Origin of the sequence: Ruegeria sp. Alg231-54 (genome assembly GCF_900143525.1) — a bacterium.
In the GTDB taxonomy this organism is placed as follows: Bacteria; Pseudomonadota; Alphaproteobacteria; order Rhodobacterales; family Rhodobacteraceae; genus Ruegeria.
Genome location: NZ_FREZ01000017.1, coordinates 42,505 through 62,681 on the forward strand (window position 1 = coordinate 42,505; position 20,177 = coordinate 62,681).

The window sequence follows — 20,177 nt, forward strand, 5'->3', positions numbered from 1 at the left end:
TCTAGCGCCCCAGATAGACATCGATGACGTCCTGATTTGATGTCACGTGATCAAGACTGCCCTCGGCTAATACGGATCCTTCATGCAAAACCGTTACTTTGCAGTTCAGGCGCCTGACAAATTCCATGTCATGTTCAACGACCACAACCGCGCGGGTCCTTGCAGCTTGAACCAGCAAGTCTGTGGTATGTTCGCGCTCTTGCGGGGTCATGCCTGCGGCGGGTTCGTCAACCAATAGCAGACGTGGGTCCTGCGCAAGTAGCATGCCAATTTCCAACCATTGCTTCTGCCCGTGGCTCAGTTCACCTGACTTCCGGCTCAGTTCCAGATAAAGCCCAATTTCGGTGGCTAGGTCCTCGACCTTCTGCAAATCACTTTTGGACGGACGGTAAAGCAGCACACCAACCCAGCCACGATTTTTCTTTAGCGCCATTAGTAGATTATCGCGCACGGACTGATCCTCGAAAACCGTGGGCTTCTGAAACTTCCGCCCGATTCCCGCCTGCGCGATTTTTGCCTCGGTCATATCCAACAAAGATACGGACTTTTCACCCCATATGACCCGCCCCTCATCTGGTCGGGTCTTGCCGGTGATGATGTCCATAAACGTAGTCTTGCCGGCCCCATTCGGGCCAATCACGGAACGTAGCTCCGCGTCACCAATCTGGAAGGACAAGTTGTTGATAGCGCGGAACCCGTCGAAGGTAACCGATACGCCACTTACTTCTAACAAGGTGCTCATAGGCTGGCCTCTTTCTCACGCAAAGCGCCTTCATCGGGTCCCAGATTGGCACCATGCCGATCGGGATGACGCTGGTTGGAATACAAGTCGAACAACCCTCCGATACCTTGCGGAGCAAACAGCGTAACCAGCACAAACGACACCCCCAGCAGCACTTGCCACCAGTCGACCCATTTGATCGTGTAAAAGCCAAGCGGGATATCCGGGGCTTGCCCGCCCGTGAACCAAGTGCTCAGCAGGCTGACAAAAGCTGCACCAATCACCGCGCCGTACAAGCGGCCCCGCCCGCCGATGGCGACCCAGACGGCTAGATAGATTGAGGCGATGGGAGCCATCTCCTCGGGGTTGATAATGCCAGCCTGCGGGTAATAGAGCGCGCCCGCGATTGCGGCGATGCAAGCCGTCAGGGTGAAGACAGCCAACTTGTAGGCTTCGACCGAATAGCCGAGGAACCGAACTCGCGCCTCGTTGTCTCGAATGCCGCGCAGGACTGAGCCGAACTTGCCCGACACGATCCATGCCGCCAGCATGTAACCCAGTCCCAACGCCAAAGCCGAAGCCCATAGGAACCAGAGCGAAACAACGTCTTGAGAGACAGTGACACCGGGCAGGTTCTGCAAGCCGGACAGGCCATTGTTGCCGCGCAAACCGCTGTCGTTCTGAAACAGATACAAAGCCAGAGCCAGCGTCATTGCTTGCGTCAGGATCGACAGATAGACGCCAGTCACTCGACTGCGGAAGGCCAGCCAACCAAAGATCAGTGCCAGCAGGCCAGGCACCACAACGACCAGTATCAACTGCAGCGTCAAGCTGTGCGAAAACGACCAGATCAGCGGGAATTCGGATGATCCGACTACGCCGAAAATCTGAGTGCCGATGGCGTCCACAACTTCGGCAGGCGTTGGCGGGATGTCGGCTTGTGACAATGACTCGACCACGATCAGCCGAGTGCGTTCGTACATCAGCCACATGCCGATCATATAGCCACCGAGCCCGAAGAAAGCGAAATGGCCTAGTGATAGAATGCCGGTGAAACCCCAAACCAGATCCATCGCGACAGCGATCAAACACAGGCACAGGGTCTTGCCCAGCGTTTTGACGAAACTGGTTGAGATCACACCGATCCCGAACCCTTCGGACAGGACAGTTACACCCAGCGTAAACAGCGACAGGATGGTCAGGAAGACCAGCACAGATGGGTTCTTAGCAACAAAACTACGTTCCATAACTCAATCCCCCGCCGCGCGACCTTTGAGGGCAATAATGCCTCGTGGTCGAAATTGGATGAAAATGATAATGAAGATGATCATGTAGGTTTGCGCCGCGAGGGTATTCGACGGGTTCATCCACTCGATCCCTTTTTGCAGGAACCCGATCATCCCCGCGCCTGCCAGCGCGCCCCAGATGTTGCCAACACCACCGACAACCACGGTCATGAAACTTTGCACGATGTAGTCGTTGCCCAGATCCGATGTGACTTTGGCGAATAGGCCAATGGCCACACCCGCGATCCCAGCAATGCCGGAGCCGAGACCGAAGGTCAGCATATTCACCCGCCCCGGGTTGATACCCATTGATCCGGCCATGCGCGGGTTCTGCGTGACCGCACGCATCTCAAGCCCCAGCCTTGTCCGTTTCATGATGTAAAGGAACATCCCCAGAAAAATCAGCGCCAGCACGAAGATCGCAATGCGGATATAGCTGATCGAAACCACATCGTTCATCACCCAGGCACCGTCCAGCCAACCCGGAGCAGTCAGAGGGCGGGCCTGTGTACCAAAGATGTTCTTTGCCAGTTGCTGCAAGGCAATCGAGATACCAAAGGTCGCCAGCAGTGTTTCCAACGGGCGGGCATAAAGCCAACGGATCACCAGGCGCTCCATGGCGACGCCCATGGCAAACGTGACGGCGAAGGCCATTGGGATGGCAACGATGATCGATACCGTATGGTCGGGGACGTACTGCTGAACGACATAGCCCGTATAGGCGCCCATCATGATGAATTCGCCATGGGCCATGTTGATTACACCCATCACTCCGAAAGTGATGGCCAAACCAATTGCGGCTAGGAAATAAATCGAGGCCAGAGAGACCGCGTCCAACGTCAGGTCGAGCGTTTGGTTTAGGCCAACTTTCCGTTCGATCTTCTTTAGCGCTTTTTCGGCAGCGGCGGTTACTTCGACGGACGGCTCGGCATAAGTCTCAAAGAACACATGCGCACCCAGCGCCATGTCGATATCGGCCTCAGTTACCAACGCAGGCACGATTCCGGCTTCGGCCAGAGTGCTGTAGGCTTGAGCGCGCGCAGTAGTCTTGTTCAGTTGTGCGACCGGGACACCCCCTACGCGACCACCGTCAATGTTCGCAGCCAAAGCCAGGCGGATGTCATCAGGCAACACATGGGGCGCAGCCAAGTCACTCGCGACCAACAGGTGGTATGCGTCATCCCGCGACAAGGCCTCTGAACCAGGTTCCAAAATGATGGCGACGTTAACATCCGATGGCAGGTCCGCAGCGGTCTTCCGTGAGGTAGCCACTAGCGGGTTTAGCGCCGCGCGGACGTCGACACCCAGATCGTTCGACATTTCTTCAATTGCAGCCACGCGGGCCGCAACGTCTTCGTCATATCCAATAGTTAGCAGCCGTTCGAGCCGTTGCTTCTGGGCCTTCAAATCCACATCTGGCTCGTCCTCGATCGAGGCACGAAGAGGTTCGAGCAGCGCGCCTTCGGGATCACGTTGAATGGATTTTAGTGCGGCTAGGCGCTTCTTTCGATCCGGGTCGGTCAACTGAAACTGCACCAGAGCTGTCCCGATCATAGCGCGGACACCGCTGTTGGGTTTCAATTGCTTCAAGTCTGATTTCTCAAAGGTACCGACCACTTTGCCTGTGTCGAAATCGGTCAGTTCGTACGACCGTCCTTCGGCCATTTTTCCGGCAAAGAACAGACCGTCAGACTTGCGCATCCACATGTCTTTGGCGACCCATGTCTCAAGCATCACCTGCGCTTGCGGCAGCCCACTGGCGGCAAGCGCATCAATCGCCGGTTTGATCGTCTTGCGCGAACTTTTGACAATGATCTCCTGATGATCCTGCAAGATCGGCTGCAGGCCACCGTCTTGCGCGTTGGCGTTCAGGCAGGCGAAGAGAATTGCCAGGCCCGCAAGGAAAAGTCTTAACATGTGGTGAAACCCGCGTGTCTTTGGGCAAGGCGGGCGATCACACCCGCCTTGCGTACGATTTAGTAATTCGACAAAGTCTGAACGCAGCTCTCGGTCTCAGTGTTGTACATACCGCAGCCGAGATCTTTCCAATCCGATTTCAGCACTGCGGATTCAGGCAGGAAGTCGGTCCATGCATCACCCGGCACAACGTCTGTTTCGCTGATGATGTCGAACTGGCCGTCTTCCTGAATCTCACCAATCAGAACCGGCTTAGCCAGATGGTGGTTCGGCAACATCACAGCAGTACCTCCGGTCAGGTTCGGGAATTCCTGCCCGTACATGGCGGCGCGCACAGCGTCTACTTCGGTCGAGCCGGCTTCGGTCGCGGCATTCACCCACATGTTGAAGCCGATAAAATGCGCCTCCATAGGATCGTTGGTCACCCGTTCGTCACCCATGGTCGCTTTCCAAGTTTCGACAAATTCGGCATTCACATCAGTATCCGCCGACTGGAAATAGTTCCAAGCCGCCAAATGGCCGACGAGGTTCGCGGTATCCAGACCGGACAGTTCTTCCTCACCAACCGAAAAGGCCACGACAGGAATGTCATCTGCCGAAACGCCAGCTGCGGCCAGTTCTTTATAGAAACCAATGTTGGCGTCTCCGTTGATGGTCGAGATCACACCAACCTTTTTACCATCTTCGCCTAGTGCAACGACGTCAGATACGATCTTGGACCAGTCAGAATGGCCAAAGGGGGTGTAGTTGACGAAGATATCCGCGTCCGCGATACCCTTTTGCTTAAGGTAGCTTTCCAAAATATTGTTGGTGGTCCTGGGATAGACATAGTCCGTGCCGAGCAGAGCGAACTTCTCAACCCCCAGTTCCTCCAGGAAATAATCGGTCGCTGGGATCGCCTGCTGGTTCGGGGCCGCACCGGTGTAAAAGACATTTTTAGAGCTTTCTTCGCCCTCATACTGAACCGGATAGAACAGCAAACCATTCAGCTCTTCGATCACAGGCAGTACTGATTTGCGGCTGACCGAAGTCCAGTTGCCAAAGATCACATCCACCTCGTGGACGGTCAGCAGCTCACGCGCTTTTTCCGCGAACAGCGGCCAATCCGATGCGGGATCCACAACAACGGCCTCAAGCTGCTTGCCCAAAAGACCACCTTTAGCGTTTTGCTGGTCGATCAGCATCAGCATGGTGTCTTTCAGAGTAGTCTCCGAGATTGCCATCGTACCCGACAGCGAATGCAGCACGCCTACCTTGATCGTGTCTTCGGCAGATAAGGCAGCGGTGGCTATGGCAGCAAAGACAACCGATCCGGCGAGCGTGGATTTGAGCGATTTCATGTAATCCTCCTGGCGGGGCCGGGAGAGAGGGCTTGCGCAAAGGCACACTCTTCTTCTACCTGATCCCCGCAACTGTTGTTGCGTTCCGTGTGGCGGTTGTGTTCGAGGTCCAATTCGCGCAGCCGTCACACACCCCCGGGTCATCTCCGCGGTGGCACCCATACGGTTTCTGCATTGCAGCAAGGTTGGCAACTTACCTTTAGCCCAATTTGGAAAATCGGCGAGAAGCGCATATTTTTTCATCTAAGTCGGAGGGTGCTGTCTAAAATTTAGACACACGATGTGGAAATAGGCAGATTCCGACACTGCAGATTAGTGTTCCGACACTTCAACAGAGAAACAGGAGGCACCAAACGACGCGCTAAAGGTGCCCTATTACACAAGTTGCAGCCATATTGCCCACGCACAGCGCGGTACCGCCACGTGCTGCAGGCACTGTCAGCTTAAGCACCAAGCAATTGGGCAACAGAACTGTGCTGGACAGATTTCGCCAGTCCGGGTCCTTTAAATGCCTGTTCCCCAGAACGATCACACCTGATCTTGATGCGGTTCTTCTGAACACGGCCGGAGGCGTGACCGGAGGCGATTCATTCCGGTTTTCTTGCAAGGCAGCAAAATGCACGGCGCTGACCTTGACGACACAAGCCTGCGAGCGCGCCTACAAAGCCCAGCCCAAAGAATGGGGCCAGATTACAAACCATTTGACGGTTGAGGATGGCGCCCGGCTGAACTGGCTGCCGCAGGAAACCATCCTGTACAACTGCAGTGCTTTGGACCGACGCCTCAGGATCGACGTGGGGCTTGATGCTGAAATGCTGATGGTCGAGCCGCTTGTCTTTGGGCGCGTTGCCATGGGCGAGACGCTGACCGGCATCCGCTTGCGCGATCGGATCGAGATTCGGCGCGAAGACACGCCAGTGTTTCTCGATGCTATTAGGTTCTCTGGTGATTGGCATACGCATTTGTCCAAGCCGCATATTGCGAACGGCGCAGGGGCGATGGCGCTAATCGTCTTAGCGTCGAGTTCCGCCGAAGGTCATCTGAAACCTGTCCGGGAAATACTACCGGACATCGCCGGGGCAACCCTGATCCGGAAAGACCTATTGGTCATTCGCATTCTGGCCAGCAACAGCTTTGCTCTGCGCCGAACGCTGATACCAGTTCTGCGCCGATTGAACAAAGACACACTGCCCCGATGCTGGATGCTCTGACATGAACCTGACCCCTCGTGAAAAAGACAAATTGCTGGTTGCAATGGCAGCCGAGGTCGCTCGAAAACGGCTGTCCCGTGGCGTCAAGCTGAACCACCCCGAGGCTATCGCCTTGATCACCGACGCCGTGGTCGAAGGCGCGCGCGATGGCCGTTCGGTCGCCGACATGATGCAAGCCGGGGCTGAAGTGATATCCCGTGACCAATGCATGGAAGGCGTGCCCGAGATGATCCACGAGGTACAGGTCGAAGCCACTTTCCCGGATGGCACAAAACTTGTGACTGTCCACAACCCCATTCGCTAATTTCCAAAGGAGTTCTCCATGAACCGTATGCTGTTTCCCGCTCTCATTCTGGCTGGTCCGGCCATGGCCCATTCGGATACCCAAGTTCACGCCCATGGCAGTGATTACGCCGCGCTCGCAGCTGGGTTGGCTTTGATTGCGGTCATCGCCATTACCGTGATTTTGAAGCTGCCGAAATGATCCCGGGTGAGATCATTCCGGCCGAAGGCTCACTGACGCTGAACGCAGGACGCAGCAGCCGTCTTGTTATTGTCGCCAATACCGGCGACCGACCAATACAGGTCGGCAGCCACTACCATTTTTCCGAAGCAAACCCGGCTCTGGATTTTGATCGGTATGCAGCTTTGGGTATGCGGCTGGACATCCCGGCGGGCACTGCGGTGCGATTTGAGCCAGGGCAAACTCGCGAAGTTATACTGGTGCCATTTGAGGGTCGCCGGCACATCTACGGTTTCAATATGCACATCATGGGGGCTTTGAAAGATGCCGGGCAAGATCAGTCGGAGTGACTATGCCTCCATGTTCGGCCCTACGGTCGGCGACAAAGTACGATTGGCAGATACCGAGCTGATCATCGAGGTTGAGAAAGATTTTATCGTGGAGCGTGCAACGACTGCGCGTTTCAGCGAAACCGGCCATCGCGAAGATGTCTATGGTGAAGAGGTCAAGTTCGGTGGTGGCAAAGTCATTCGAGATGGGATGGGGCAGTCTCAGGCCACGCGTGCCGAAGGCGCCGTGGACACGGTGATCACCAATGCTCTGATCGTGGATCACTCGGGTATCTACAAGGCGGATGTGGGCCTGAAAGACGGGCGCATCGCGAAGATCGGCAAAGCCGGAAATCCAGATACGCAGCCCGGCGTAGACATCATCATTGGCCCCGGCACAGAGGCCATCGCGGGCGAGGGTCGCATCCTGACGGCTGGCGGATTCGACAGCCACATTCACTTCATCTGCCCTCAACAGATAGAGGACGCGCTGCATTCTGGCCTGACGACCATGCTTGGTGGTGGCACCGGCCCGGCACATGGCACTCTGGCGACCACATGCACCCCGGGCCCATGGCATATCGGACGCATGTTGCAGGCGGCGGACGCTTTTCCCATGAATCTTGCTTTTGCGGGCAAGGGAAATGCTTCGCTTCCCGCTGCACTGGAGGAACAGGTCAGAGCTGGGGCTTGTGCCCTGAAACTGCATGAGGACTGGGGCACGACTCCTGCGGCCATCGATTGCTGCCTTTCGGTCGCTGATGCGATGGACGTTCAGGTGATGATCCACACCGACACGCTCAACGAATCCGGGTTTGTTGAAAATACAATTGCCGCGATAAAAGGGCGTACTATCCACGCTTTCCATACCGAAGGCGCGGGCGGCGGCCACGCCCCCGACATCATCAGAATCTGCGGTGAGAACCATGTCCTACCCTCCTCTACCAACCCGACGCGGCCCTTTACGGTGAACACAGTCGAGGAACATCTCGACATGCTGATGGTCTGCCATCACCTTGACAAATCCATCCCCGAGGACGTGGCCTTTGCTGAAAGCCGCATCCGGCGTGAAACCATCGCGGCTGAAGATATCCTGCACGACATGGGCGCCTTCAGCATCATCGCTTCTGACAGTCAGGCGATGGGGCGCGTTGGCGAAGTTCTAATTCGCGCCTGGCAAACGGCTGACAAGATGAAGAAACAGCGAGGCCGCCTGCCGGAGGAATCCGGTGACAACGACAACCTGCGCGTTCGCCGTTACATCGCCAAGTACACGATTAACCCTGCCGTTGCTCATGGCCTCAGCCACGAGATTGGCAGTATCGAGGAAGGAAAACGCGCCGACCTGGTCCTATGGGACCCAGCCTTTTTTGGAGTGAAGCCTGAGATGGTTTTGCTGGGCGGCACCATCGTTTGTGCACAGATGGGTGATCCGAATGCTTCGATTCCCACCCCGCAGCCGGTTTATAGTCGGCCAATGTTCGGTGCCTATGGTCGATCCGTTGAAAACTCGGCCATCACCTTTGTGTCGCAAGCCGCGCTGGCGGACGGGATCGGTGATACACTTGGATTGGCAAAGCAGACCGTCGCTGTCCAAAACACGCGAGAGATTGGCAAACAGGATCTTCTGCTCAACAACGCGACACCTCATGTCGAAGTTGATCCAGAAACCTACGAAGTCCGGGCAGATGGCGAATTGCTGACCTGCCAACCCGCCGAAGTGCTGCCAATGGCACAGCGATACTTTATGTTCTGACTAAAAATTATGCTGCATTGCACCGCGCGCAACCCAGAAATGACCAAACACCCACTTCAAAGTGAGGCCGATATGACAGATATTAATGCCCAAGGGAGGACCAACGTTTACGAGGGTCCAAATGGCACACTCAGCAACACAATCTCACGCACGCTTTTCGCTGCCCGGTCTGGTCGCGTCCATCGCAGCATCAGTCTACAGGGCTCTGATCTGTGTGGCCGAAGCTCAATCGCGCGTACGGCAAGTCGAATTCCTGCAATCGCTCAGCGACGAAGAGCTGACAAAACGCGGCCTATCACGCGAACGGATCGTGCACCGGGTGTTTGCGGATTCAATCTGGCTCTGACCATTTCTGCTCCAGAGGAGGCGACGGTATGACCGCACTGCTCTGCACCGCACGCCGTTACTCGGATCACATGCACAGCGACTCTGCAGATTGCCTGTCGCTGACTTATGACGATCGTTTTTTGCGTCGCAAGGTTCTGACCTGTGAAAGTGGCGAACAAATCCTCGTCGATCTGTCGCAAACGACCTCGTTGAACCACGGTGGCACGTTGGTTCTGGACGACGGTCGCGAAGTGGAAATACAGGCTGCACCTGAAGCACTGCTAGAGGTTTCCGCTCCGGACCTGACGCGCGTGGCGTGGCACATCGGCAATCGCCACACGCCGTGCCAGATCGAAAAGGATCGTCTGCTGATCCAGGTCGATCATGTGATCCGAGACATGCTTTTGAAAATCGGAGCCACAGTGCGCGAGGTGCACGAACCGTTCACCCCCGAAGGCGGAGCCTATGGCCACGGCAGGACACATGGCCACGCCCACTGACGCCGATATCCTGACGCTGACCCAGTGGTTGTCTCCGGCATACCCTGTGGGGGGCTTTGCTTATTCTCATGGGTTGGAAGCTGCAATTGATGAAGGAGCGGTCGCCAGTTCCCAAGACGCCGAAGCCTGGATTTCAGATGCGCTGGAACACGGATCTGGATGGAATGATGCTCTGTTCGTAGTGTCCGCATACAACGCGCAGGACATAGATGAACTTGTCAGCATCGATGCCAAGGCACGGGCTATCTGCGCGTCATCCGAAAGGAAAATGGAAACCGAACTGCTGGGACAGGCGTTCGGGACTGTCACAGGAGATGTCTGGGATTTAGACATCCAACAGCTTTCCTACCCAGTTTCAGTAGGCCACGCCGCGCGTCTGCAGAACCTCCCCCTACTGCTGACGACGAAGATGTATCTACAAGCATTCGCAAGCAACTTGGTCGCTTGCGCAACGCGCCTTGTACCTTTGGGGCAAACCGACGCTCAGAAACTGATCCGTAATTTGACACCGCTATGTGCTCATATCGCCGATAAGACGCAAATGGCAGGCTTGGAAGAATTGAGTTCGACTGCGTTCCTGACGGACATCGCGTCGATGAGACACGAAATACAGTATTCAAGGATATTCCGAACATGAGCAGTATGAACGGCCCTCTTCGCGTTGGCATCGGTGGTCCGGTTGGAGCCGGAAAGACCACTTTGACCGCTGCCTTGTCTGAAGCCCTGCGCGATGCTTGTTCAGTGGGCGTCATCACCAATGACATTTATACGCAGGAGGATGCCGAAGCGCTGGTGCGCATGCAGGTCCTTCCCCAAGATCGGATTATCGGCGTCGAAACGGGCGGTTGCCCACATACAGCAATCCGCGAGGATGCATCGATAAACCTTGCAGCTGTCGCCGAAATGCAGGAACGCCATCCCGATCTTGATATCGTTCTGATCGAAAGCGGCGGCGACAATCTGTCGGCTACTTTCAGCCCGGAACTCGCAGACCTTACAATCTATGTGATCGACGTCGCCGCTGGAGAGGAAATCCCGCGAAAAGGCGGGCCGGCAATAACAAAATCCGACATCCTGGTCATAAACAAAACCGATCTGGCGCCGCATGTTGGCGCTTCACTGGAGGTCATGGAAAGAGATGCAGCCAGGATGCGCAAAGGACAGCCTTTTTTGTTCTCGTCCCTTCGTCACAAAAAAGGGGTCGGTGCAATTGTTGACCTCTTGGTGAAACAGGGGGGATTAATGGTTTCAGAAGGGACTTAGCTCTCAGTACGAAGATGCCAACTTGTCGGCACCGATCCTCGGCTGCGTCTGCGGGCCGCACTACTATTGTCGAATAGCATTGCCTCACTCCTTTTATCCAGCACTCCAACCGATTTCATTGATCCTGACTTCCTTTTGGGAAAATCAGGGCTGATTTGCGGATCAGACGCTGAAGTCGCCTGTTCCTGCTGATCTGCCACGTGGCGAACGCCGATGGGGCAAAAGGCGTGATTTAAAATGAGTAATGTCATATTCGGCACAGGAGGCCTGACATTGCACTTTTTTGCGAAGACTAGGCGTGGGTGCAAAAATGTTGTCGGTGGTTGCCTGAGATTGGCCGAAGCAAAACAAATCGAATTGCACTTGGTCAAGATATGTTGGCTAGCAGACATCTGCGACAGGGTTGCTTTCTTATGAGCTACAGAAACTATCTTAAATGCCTGCTCTTGGGATTTCACGCTGCAACGCGGCGGTGCATTCTCTGCGTTAGAAATTTTAGTCAGGGACTTACGATAACCAATGCCGCATTTACATCGCACGACTTTGTCCGGAGGCTGTGTGGAAACTCCGCCCCATAACCTCTCTCTCGTTTCACTCATTTTCAGCATCTGTGCAAATGGATTCTCGATAACGTGAGAGAATGCACAAAGAGGACATTATCGACGAGTTGCGCTGGCCTCTGAGAGTTTTCACACAGCCTCTCTGCAAAACTGGAATCGCAAAGGTCGCAATTGAAGGTCCGCATCGGGCAACGGTACCTTTGTCCCGCATAGTTGCTATCCATGGCTCTAAAACACTGCATCCTTGATCCAAATTCCGCATCCTGTGCATAGCTGAATTGCTAGCTCCATGCACCGCAAAGGCAGGGAAGGTCTGCTTGGTGGCCAACCTAACCACAAAGTGCTGACTCTTTTGAGTCGACACACAAACCTAACGCGTTTCCTGATGCGTAATTTGTGCGTAATGCGAGCGTAAATTTTTGCGTAATCGATGAGAAAAATTGCAAAAAACAACTCTTAAGAAGTAAGCTCGAGTCCCCCAAATTTTTTCTTTTATTGTTTAAAATCAGATTATTAAATATTTTGGTGCGGGCGGTGGGACTCGAACCCACACGGGCATACGCCCTTCAGATTTTAAGTCTGATATGTCTACCATTCCATCACGCCCGCTCAGCGTGCCGGGCCTCTGTTGGGCCGTAGGAACTCAGTAAGGCCATCAGATCATGAATTCAATGCGTTTTGCCCGGGAAACTTCGACTTCAAATCGTCGGGATTTCGATGTTTCTCAGGAACAAGCAAAAAGAATTTGCAAGTTCCATTACAGTGGGGGTTTTGCTAACAACTTTCACGTTCCACTATCTGGTTTGAGCCTACCCCACTCACTTCGAACAGATATATAGTGAGGACTGGGTCGAATTCATGCAAAAGATTATCGAGCGCTCCACCCTTTACGTCTTTGGCACCACAATCGGCCGAAGCTGACCACTAAAGGTCGAACCTGTCATCTTTACAGGCGAACTGCTCCCGCAAGAACTCAAAGTTCGACACGTATGCTTTGATACCCCGCGTCCGTCGGCGCCCTTGGTTGTTTGATAAAGTTGGCTGAAACAGAGACGTTTAAAACGCTTAAGTCAGTCAGCGATGCTGTTGTTCATCCGTTTGTCGATGAGAGCGGTTGGCGCAATTTGAAGCTCATAGGTTACGGAGGACTCGTAGAGTTCGACTGCGTTGTAGACTAGGCATTGAGTTGTGACGGCCATAGCGCATCGAGTCGTGCTCTAGTGGCCTCAATACTCCAGTTCGTAGTCGGTGAATTCGTACGCTCCAATTGAACGTAGAACTCAAGATCGTGGTCCTGCGTAGTTAGGAAGTAGCGCAAGTCAAAACACAAGCCAGTTTCACTTACAATAAGGCCCATCAAACGCATAAAGTGCCAAGGAGTGAACACCCAGCAATGGACATCAACATATTGTCCCCTTTCAAAAGCCCTAAGGCCTTCATCGATGAATTCTGGAGGGTGGCAATACTCTAGATTATCTATGCTTGTATAGTCATCCCAGAGACGCCATGTATCTGCAGACACGACATTTGCAAAGTGGTCAGCAATCAAACGCTTGCTTGGCCGCCTGCGCCGTTCCTTATATGCTTCCCTTACTTCTTGAGGATTAGAAACGGCTCTATGTACGTCGAACGTAAAGCGCTTATCTGGAACTATCAGTAACAGCACCCCCCCAACTGACAGGCAATCATGCATTTCATGAAGCCAACCACAGAGGTCAGGAACATGTTCTATCACATGTGAAGCCACAACGAAGTCCAGAGGTTGGCGATCTCCAAGCATTCGGCTTAAAGGCTGATCACTCCAAACTAAGTCGATGTGTTCCAAGTCTTTGGTGTCTTCCTCTTTGTGGTATTTTTTGCGCAGTTCATCTGTAGAACAATGATCGACATAGATTACATCGCTGTCAGATCGCCTAACGATTGGACGATTGAGTGGTCCGATCTCTGCTCCACGCTTACCGAGTGGACTCCAGTCCGAGAATAATCGTCCGCGCTTCCGCTCTAGAACCGCCAAATACTCCGGTGTCATAGTATCACTCCTAAGGCCGCTTCACTAACAAGAGGATCTTTATGTGTTGCTAACTTTTGCAAATAACTGCTCTTCTAACTCAATACTCCAGAAATGGCCGAAAAAACGCGTCGAGAACTGTATGTAACCAAAACGCCTAGCGCTGAAAGATCATGTTAGCTGAAATTTTCCAATTAGCTTACCACTCGTCGACGATATCGCCCAACTAAACCACTGGATCAAGTGTTTTTACTTCGGGTGCCGCTTGATCAACTCCAGCGGCCCCAGTTTGGGTTTTGCGCCACAAGGAGCTCAACTGGGCCTTTGACCGCCTTGATGTCAGGCGCTGTGATGTTCGCTATCTGCACAGACCCCAGCAGAGGAATGGCATCTTTTTCGATCCTGTGTCTTGCGCGTGCGAAGGTCTTTTCAGCCCAGCGTTCGCGCTCACGATCCAGCCATGCGCGGGCTACACCGGCAAAGGTGGTGTCCGACAGTGCAGACCGTTCCTTTACCTCTTCGCGCATCGCTGCGAATTGCGGGTCAATGTCGGCCAGCAGCAGGCCCCTCTGTTCCACAACACGCTGACGGACATCTTTAAGGCCTGTCGCGGGGTAGGTTCCCAAAGTCATTTCTTTGGCTGCCTTGTCGAGCCGGAAGCACCCTAGCCACATCTTGCTGCCACCGGGGTTAACAATAATGGCAAGCCCACCTCCATCGGCAAGCCGGTACTTCTTGTCACGTGGTTTCGCGGCCTTGATCTTTGAGTCCGTAAGCTTGGTCATTCCTGCATACTTTCTCACTGGCGAACCCCAAACTCACCCCCATAGGAGGTCGTGCTAGCGGAGCCCAAGTTTCCTTGGGGCTGAGAAAGACTGGCACATGAAGCGGGCAGCAAACAAAGGCGCCTGACTTCGATCTAGGAAGGTTTTGATGGACCTAGGCTCCACCAAAACCTAACAGAACAACTAGATAGCAAGCATTTGAGTGGCGTGACACAAAATGAAGCTGCATGCGTATCTTTCGCTGTCCAGACACGGCATCTACTACTTCCGTTGGCCTCTAAGGCATCCTTCCATTCAATCGAACGGATGGCACCATCAAACCTTTGGATCAAACATCTAAGTCCAAATGACAAGTTTGGGTGCAAAAACGGACCTTCGTGAGCAGGTGCTTTCTCGCAAATTTTTGTATAGATCGGGTGGCAACGATTGATGCCTCCCGAGTATTAACTTCTACTGCGACATCCCGCCTTCGGTCGATATTTGTTCTTCGACATGGCCCTGGTTAGTTATGACCGATCCCCGTGGAGGATATTCCTTGAATGTAGACAGGTGGTTTTGGACGATTTTGGCAGCAGGACCAAATGCCCACATCTTGTTGCCCATCCACCGTGTATACATCCCCGATTCCTCGGCCGCTTTTTCGTAGGGATCGCGGCGTAGGTTAAACAGCAGGGGTGCGTTCAGTTCTTCTTTGGGTCCCGCCCAACCTTCGGTTTGTATCGTGAAGTGCGCTTTCCAGTCACCATGCCTCACCGCTTGCAGGTCCGGGCCTTCGTAGTAGATGATCTCATCACGGTTGCTGTCGCTGTCACCAGTCAAAAACGACAGTTGGTTGAACCCATCCAGATGCGCCTGATAGCCCTCGTAGCCTTGGAGCAATGATCCAGGCAGATCGTCCGGGCCGCCAGCGGCGGCAACAAGGGTGGGCATCCAGTCTAGACCGGCAAAAATACCGTTGCTCACGGTTCCGGCTGGGACTTTTCCGGGCCAGCGAATGATGGCAGGGACGCGGAAGCCGCCTTCCCAGGTTGTGCCTTTTTCGCCATGGAACGGTGTTGTTCCCCCGTCGGGCCAAGTCATGGTTTCAGGGCCATTATCCGAGGTGAATACGACAATTGTGTTTTCTGAGACGCCGAGTTCGTCCAACCGAGCCATGACTTTGCCCACGTTGTCGTCAAGCTCCTTCATGACCACATCCTGCAAACCGCGTCCGTCACCCAACATGGCTTCGTAATCGGGGCTCAGATGTGTCCAGACATGCGCACGCGCCGGGGCCATCCAAACAAAGAAAGGCGTTTCACTGTCAACCGCGCGGTTGATGAAGTCCAGCGTGTGCGCCGTTACTTCATCGTCGAGCGTCCTCTGCCGCTGGGGCGGAGCGGGACCATCGTCGATAATGCGTTGTTTTCCGACCAAACCCCAGCGCGGATCAACAGTTTCATCTACGGTATCAGTTGCGTAGGCATGGATGATGTTCCGAGGGCCAAAAGTGTCGTTGAATTTCTGATCTTTCGGCCAGTCCGGATCGGATGTGTATTCCATCGCGTTCAGGTGATAGAGCCAGCCCCAGTATTCGTCAAAACCCTTCACTGTCGGAAGGAACTTGTTCATATCGCCCAGATGGTTCTTGCCAAACTGACCGGTCGTGTAGCCCAGCGATTTCAGCATGTTGGCTAGAGTAGGATCATTTTCACTCAGACCTTTTTCCGGGTCTCCGGGCAGGCCAACCGTGTGCATCCCCGTTCGAACCGGAAATTGTCCGGTGATAAGGGCAGACCGTCCGGCGGTACAGCTTGGCTGCGCATAGTAATCCGTCAGGCGCATGCCATCCGCAGCAAGCTGGTCAAGGTTGGGGGTTTTGATGCTTTTCACACCCTGATGGTAGCTGCCCAAACTGGCCCAGCCGACGTCGTCGGCCATGATGACAAGGATATTGGGTTGGTCGGTTTCGGCCAAAACTGGCGTTGCACAGACCGAAGCTGTGGCCAGCGTGGCGGAAACCGCAACAGATCGAAGAATGAACATTTTTACCTCTGTGGACGTAGAAGACGATATCGGTGGTGGGAATATCGAAGGGTCCATCAGGCATAGCGATTGAGACTTTCGCGTCGCAACACAGCTTTACCAGGATTTCATATTGTGAAATCTAAAAAACAAAACCTGAAATGAAATTGACCACATAATGAACGAAAACGCATTGACCGCCTTTCTTGTATTGGCTGAAACCGGCAGCTTCCAAAATGCAGCCCGTACGATGGGTGTGTCCAACGCATCATTGTCCCGCTATGTCGGGCAGGCCGAAGACCATACGGGACTTGTTTTGTTTCATCGAAGCCGAAACAGCAGCACACTGACACGCGCGGGGCAGGAGTTCTTGCCAATCGCCCAGGCGCTGCGCGAAGACCTGAATCGATATGCAACACGCGTGGCCGGTTTGCGCGGAACCGGGCCCGGCACTTTACTGATCGGTTGCGGGCCTCTGACCACAAGGACCCTGATCCTGCCCGCCTTGCGATCAGTGCGGCAAGTGATGCCTGACCTGCGCTTCCGAATTCTGGTGAGCGCCTACGCACGCCCGCTCGACTTATTGCAAGCGGGAAAATTCGACGTATTCCTCGGCGATCTGACCTACACACCTGAAGCCGAAGATGTCGAGATCATCGTAATGGAAAAACAACAGATCCAGTTTGTTGCTCATCGCGATCATGAGGTGCACCAGCGCGGCCCGCAAATTATTGCTGGTATATTCGATTATCCCTTTGCATCGCCGCATCTTCACAAACACTGGAAAGTGACCTTGATAAAGTCACTTGGTGGCGATGCCGAGGCTGTCGAGAAAGTTAAGGCCCAGCCGCATATCGAATGTGACGACTACAACCTCCTGACTGGATTGTTGGCAGAGCCTGACTTCATTGTGGGAGGGATGCCGGACACGTTCGCAGAACTGATCCGTGCAAAGACAATCAAACCCGTGTCAATGAAACAAAGCCTTGCGTGGAACATTTGCGCGGCGCGTAAGTCGCAGAACACGTCGGATGCTCTTGAATTGTGCTGGAGCGAGTTTGCTAAATATCGCGCCCGGTGACGTGAGGCATCTAATGGTGTCCGATTGAGACGTTTTGTGGCTCAATCACGTAGAAGCTGACAAAACGACCTTGCTTCGGGCGGCCAGGATGCTCGACTCCTATACTGAAACGGTTGATAACCTTATCAAAATTGGCAAGCTCCAAGAAAATCCAGCTTACGCTCGCCGTTGGGCACAAAAATACCGCACTGTGGAAAATGACAATTTAGCGACGCTAGTTAGCGTTCAGCACTCAATTCAGTTGACCGAATTCTTGTAGGGCTGGACTGTTTCCAGCCCCTTTCTCTGCGCCTTGAATGGAAGAACTATGCCGAATTTGTGGAAATACCCATCGTGCATTTTGGATAGCCGGGCACAAATACCTCAATAAATCCGCGTGTGGAATGGAATATCTATGCTGAGTCCATCATCACTAAACTGGCGGTCGGGTGTTCAAACAACGCTTCTCGGTTTGCTTTGTCGTCTGACTCGCCGGTTTCATCGTCTGGCCGCGCAGATCGCTTCGACAGGCCTGCGGTAAGCTTCGATAGGTTCATCAGCATGCGCTCGGCAGGCTGGTTTATACCACCGAAAACGCATCATCCTCATCCCTGGTGACGTTAAACACCACATCCTCGAAGTCATAGTCGCCCCCACCCGTCAAGTCCTCGAAACCGATAGTCATTGACTGGCCACCCGACACGACACCCGAAAGCGCGTGTTTTTGATCGTCACTATTCAAAGCCGCCTTTTCGGCGTGAATCGTGGTCACGCCGGCAGAGTTTCCGTTCACCGTCAAAACAAAATCAAATTCATCGTCCACGTCTGCCATGCCACCATTACCGGCAACAAAACCCAGATCGTCGCTGTCTGAAAGGGAATTAGCCCAATCTGCACCATCCTGAACGATGAAGAACCCAAGGCGGCTTCCGTCGGTCAGGTTACTTAAGTTCACTGTGCCATTCGCATCATTGGTGTTTTCAAAAACCAGTCGCACATTTGCAATTTCGCCATTGGTCAGAATGTCGTAAACACCAAGGACATTATTAAAGTCCGCGGTTCCAAGGTCGACCATTTGTATCCGAAAATCCGTCGTGCCGTCGCCCTCGAGAAAGGACTTGTTCACAATGCCGTTGACGATGCTGGCGTCGACTCTGGCTCCGGGCGCAAGGTCAGGTAGAAATTTCGCGTAGCTGACCACGGTGTTTCCATCCTTGGCGATGGCAAAAAAGTCGCCGCCTGTCTGCCCACCGTCCAGAGAAATAGTCAGGTCAGTCGTGCCGTCACCATCAAGATCGAATTCCACGTTCGAGCCATCGGTGAAACGGACGTTGGACCGGTTTAGCTCAACCCCTTCGATGACCAGGGATTTTCCCACACCAAACCCGCTGATAACACTTTGATCCAGTTCTTCCGGCGTCACTTTGAGGGTATCCGCTTCGCCGAACGACAGATTCTCTTGCGAGGATGTCGAAACCGGATCTGCCGGTTCGCCCGGATCGGGAACGACCGTTACCGGATCTACTGGCGTATCGGAACCACCGGCATCCGAACCGGCGCCGGTATCCAACTGGACACTCGCCGTGGTGCGGGCAAAATTCTGAGTCACAATGACGGCAGGAACGCCGCCGAATGATCCAATTTCTATTCCGATGCCGATATATGCCAGGTTCGGGTTCAGGATGTTGGCGCGGTGATCGGGGCTGTTCATAAGTGCATTGTGCAAATCGATGACATCGTCCGAAAATCCCGGCTCTCCGCGTTGGCTTTGCCAGGCAATGTTCTCGGCAGTGGACCAGGACCCGGACAACACAAATCCCGCGTCGCGCATGCGCTGGGTGGCCGAGTTGCCACCCTCACCCGTATGCGAGAAATCACCGGTTTCCAGCATCCACTGGCTGTGCTCTTCGGCCGAAGCGTTCAAGCGGAGTTCCAGCTCAACGGAGTCAAGGCCGCGCGATGCACGTTCTGCATTGATCAAATTAAGCATTTCACGCTCAAGCGTGCTGGCCTGCGACATCGTCCATCCCCTGATTCAGCGCAATCGTCGAAGCAAACTCGTTCAGATTTCCACAAACTGCAGTCGAAAAAGCGCGCGCAAGCTTTAAACGGCAGAGTTTCGCTCGACGGGCTAGTGCGAACGGCGATATTTTGCGAAACACGCATCCGTTGGATGTAATAGGTTCCCACGTTTACATTGATAGCCGCCCACCAAAGGCGGCTTTGACCAGGCGATCCATGCGGCGGTGGCGCCGGGAATGGGATAAAAAAGCTGGCGATCCCGGAAGGACTCGAACCCTCAACCTGCTGATTAGAAGTCAGCTGCTCAATTTACCCCCTAAAGGAAGTCACCATTTCCCACCATTACTCTGATTTTTCCTAGTCTGATCCAGAATTTTTCCGACTATTTTTTTGAATCCGCCTCCTTTACCAAATCACCAACTTCAGAGCTTCTTTTCGAAGTCATAGAACTGAAGACGCAACATTAGATTAAAGGCCTGCTGAGCGGAGCCCCGCGTAGCTCAAGCGAAGCAGGCCGGGTCCAACCTGCGTGACAAAGAGAGTCTGCTCCCATTTTGCCCAATGCGCCCAAACCTAGCTCCTTCTCTGAAAACTTAGGTCTGCACTCGCAATCTCGTCTTTGTAT

At 53.9% G+C, this 20,177-nt stretch carries 20 protein-coding genes and 1 tRNA gene; 11 read left to right on the forward strand and 10 right to left on the reverse strand.

Going from position 1 to position 20,177, the window contains the following annotated elements; translation table 11 throughout:
• Position 1: 1 nt before the first annotated feature.
• The 4 genes from urtD to urtA are packed head-to-tail and all read right to left on the reverse strand — an operon-like array spanning position 2 to position 5,264.
• Positions 2 to 742, reverse strand: a complete 741-nt coding sequence (gene urtD / locus DHN12_RS21435) for an urea ABC transporter ATP-binding protein UrtD (protein ID WP_108862007.1) — start codon at positions 740 to 742, stop codon at positions 2 to 4.
• On the reverse strand, positions 739 to 1,968 hold the full coding sequence (urtC, locus tag DHN12_RS21440) for an urea ABC transporter permease subunit UrtC (protein ID WP_108862008.1): 1,230 nt from the start codon (positions 1,966 to 1,968) through the stop codon (positions 739 to 741). Before urtC ends, urtD begins: the two co-directional genes overlap by 4 nt.
• 3 nt (positions 1,969 to 1,971) lie before the next feature.
• A complete protein-coding gene (gene urtB, locus DHN12_RS21445; RefSeq protein ID WP_108862009.1) occupies positions 1,972 to 3,924 on the reverse strand; it encodes an urea ABC transporter permease subunit UrtB in 1,953 nt (650 codons plus the stop codon).
• A gap of 59 nt (positions 3,925 to 3,983) precedes the next feature.
• Entirely contained in the window at positions 3,984 to 5,264 is a 1,281-nt protein-coding gene (gene urtA, locus DHN12_RS21450) for an urea ABC transporter substrate-binding protein (protein ID WP_108862010.1), read from the reverse strand.
• 395 nt (positions 5,265 to 5,659) lie between these two features.
• Between urtA and DHN12_RS21455 the strand changes: the two genes are divergently transcribed.
• The 9 genes from DHN12_RS21455 to ureG all read left to right on the forward strand — a co-directional run bounded on the left by DHN12_RS21455 (position 5,660) and on the right by ureG (position 11,113).
• Complete coding sequence (locus tag DHN12_RS21455) at positions 5,660 to 6,475, forward strand: urease accessory protein UreD (RefSeq protein WP_108862011.1); 816 nt, start codon at positions 5,660 to 5,662, stop codon at positions 6,473 to 6,475.
• A 1-nt stretch (position 6,476) separates the two neighbouring features.
• Positions 6,477 to 6,779, forward strand: coding sequence for an urease subunit gamma (locus DHN12_RS21460; protein WP_108862012.1), 303 nt, complete (start codon positions 6,477 to 6,479; stop codon positions 6,777 to 6,779).
• 18 nt (positions 6,780 to 6,797) lie between these two features.
• Positions 6,798 to 6,959, forward strand: coding sequence for a hypothetical protein (locus tag DHN12_RS24520; RefSeq protein WP_159090125.1), 162 nt, complete (start codon positions 6,798 to 6,800; stop codon positions 6,957 to 6,959).
• A complete protein-coding gene (locus tag DHN12_RS21465) occupies positions 6,956 to 7,288 on the forward strand; it encodes an urease subunit beta (protein ID WP_108862013.1) in 333 nt (110 codons plus the stop codon). The genes DHN12_RS24520 and DHN12_RS21465 overlap by 4 nt, the downstream gene beginning before the upstream one ends.
• Positions 7,263 to 9,023, forward strand: a complete 1,761-nt coding sequence (ureC, locus tag DHN12_RS21470; protein WP_108862014.1) for an urease subunit alpha — start codon at positions 7,263 to 7,265, stop codon at positions 9,021 to 9,023. Before DHN12_RS21465 ends, ureC begins: the two co-directional genes overlap by 26 nt.
• Positions 9,024 to 9,144: 121 nt before the next feature.
• Positions 9,145 to 9,369 carry a hypothetical protein gene (locus DHN12_RS21475; protein ID WP_108862015.1) on the forward strand — a complete coding sequence of 75 codons (225 nt, stop codon included), beginning with the start codon at positions 9,145 to 9,147 and terminating at the stop codon, positions 9,367 to 9,369.
• A gap of 28 nt (positions 9,370 to 9,397) precedes the next feature.
• Complete coding sequence (gene ureE / locus DHN12_RS21480; protein ID WP_108862016.1) at positions 9,398 to 9,850, forward strand: urease accessory protein UreE; 453 nt, start codon at positions 9,398 to 9,400, stop codon at positions 9,848 to 9,850.
• Positions 9,816 to 10,487, forward strand: a complete 672-nt coding sequence (locus tag DHN12_RS21485) for an urease accessory protein UreF (RefSeq protein ID WP_234416734.1) — start codon at positions 9,816 to 9,818, stop codon at positions 10,485 to 10,487. Before ureE ends, DHN12_RS21485 begins: the two co-directional genes overlap by 35 nt.
• On the forward strand, positions 10,484 to 11,113 hold the full coding sequence (gene ureG, locus DHN12_RS21490; RefSeq protein WP_108862018.1) for an urease accessory protein UreG: 630 nt from the start codon (positions 10,484 to 10,486) through the stop codon (positions 11,111 to 11,113). The genes DHN12_RS21485 and ureG overlap by 4 nt, the downstream gene beginning before the upstream one ends.
• Here the strand turns inward: ureG and DHN12_RS24525 are convergent.
• The 5 genes from DHN12_RS24525 to DHN12_RS21510 all read right to left on the reverse strand — a co-directional run bounded on the left by DHN12_RS24525 (position 11,110) and on the right by DHN12_RS21510 (position 16,386).
• Positions 11,110 to 11,712, reverse strand: a complete 603-nt coding sequence (locus tag DHN12_RS24525) for a hypothetical protein (protein WP_159090127.1) — start codon at positions 11,710 to 11,712, stop codon at positions 11,110 to 11,112. The genes ureG and DHN12_RS24525 overlap by 4 nt on opposite strands.
• A gap of 484 nt (positions 11,713 to 12,196) precedes the next feature.
• Positions 12,197 to 12,282 (reverse strand) — tRNA-Leu (locus tag DHN12_RS21495).
• Between the two features lie 565 nt (positions 12,283 to 12,847).
• On the reverse strand, positions 12,848 to 13,702 hold the full coding sequence (locus DHN12_RS21500; protein ID WP_108862019.1) for a methyltransferase domain-containing protein: 855 nt from the start codon (positions 13,700 to 13,702) through the stop codon (positions 12,848 to 12,850).
• Positions 13,703 to 13,950: 248 nt separating this feature from the next.
• Positions 13,951 to 14,466: an integrase arm-type DNA-binding domain-containing protein gene (locus DHN12_RS21505; RefSeq protein ID WP_108862020.1), complete on the reverse strand. Its 516-nt coding sequence runs from the start codon at positions 14,464 to 14,466 to the stop codon at positions 13,951 to 13,953.
• A 450-nt stretch (positions 14,467 to 14,916) separates the two neighbouring features.
• Positions 14,917 to 16,386, reverse strand: a complete 1,470-nt coding sequence (locus tag DHN12_RS21510) for an arylsulfatase (protein WP_234416735.1) — start codon at positions 16,384 to 16,386, stop codon at positions 14,917 to 14,919.
• Between the two features lies 1 nt (position 16,387).
• Between DHN12_RS21510 and DHN12_RS24935 the strand changes: the two genes are divergently transcribed.
• Together DHN12_RS24935 and DHN12_RS21515 are read left to right on the forward strand one after the other, a co-directional pair.
• On the forward strand, positions 16,388 to 16,564 hold the full coding sequence (locus DHN12_RS24935; protein WP_234416736.1) for a hypothetical protein: 177 nt from the start codon (positions 16,388 to 16,390) through the stop codon (positions 16,562 to 16,564).
• An 84-nt stretch (positions 16,565 to 16,648) separates the two neighbouring features.
• On the forward strand, positions 16,649 to 17,551 hold the full coding sequence (locus tag DHN12_RS21515) for a LysR family transcriptional regulator (protein WP_108862022.1): 903 nt from the start codon (positions 16,649 to 16,651) through the stop codon (positions 17,549 to 17,551).
• 559 nt (positions 17,552 to 18,110) lie between these two features.
• On the opposite strand, the gene DHN12_RS21525 is transcribed toward DHN12_RS21515, so the two are convergent.
• Entirely contained in the window at positions 18,111 to 19,550 is a 1,440-nt protein-coding gene (locus DHN12_RS21525) for a CAP domain-containing protein (RefSeq protein WP_108862024.1), read from the reverse strand.
• Between the last annotated feature and the right edge of the window lie 627 nt (positions 19,551 to 20,177).